The sequence below is a fragment of the Bradyrhizobium sp. Kon56 genome (assembly GCF_055807635.1).
In genome coordinates, this window is record NZ_JBVVOU010000427.1 from 1 (window position 1) to 269 (window position 269).

General features: G+C 61.7%; 1 protein-coding gene. It reads right to left on the reverse strand.

Annotated features, from left to right (window positions below; genetic code table 11):
* Nucleotides 1–218: cupin domain-containing protein (locus AC0L3B_RS39550; RefSeq protein ID WP_473383260.1), on the reverse strand; the 218-nt coding region annotated here is incomplete at its 3' end.
* Nucleotides 219–269: the final 51 nt, after the last annotated feature.

Below are 269 nucleotides of genomic sequence, written 5' to 3' on the forward strand. Positions count from 1 at the left end.
TACTTCTCACACCGCACGCCGTAGACGTGATCGCCTATGTGCAACGAGAACAACCCCTGACCCGCGATGAAGAATCGCGCCTGGTCTTCACTGCAGATTCGCTCCTGGAGGCCTTCAGCGCGCAACGTGTCGTGATGGGGATGCTCACCGGTCAGGCTGATCACCTTGACACCGGCATAGCCCAGCGCGTCGATCTGCGGCTGATACGCGGCAATCATCTGTGCCGCGCTGGCAGCCCAGCCCTCTCGAAAAGGGTGCCAGCGAGGCAC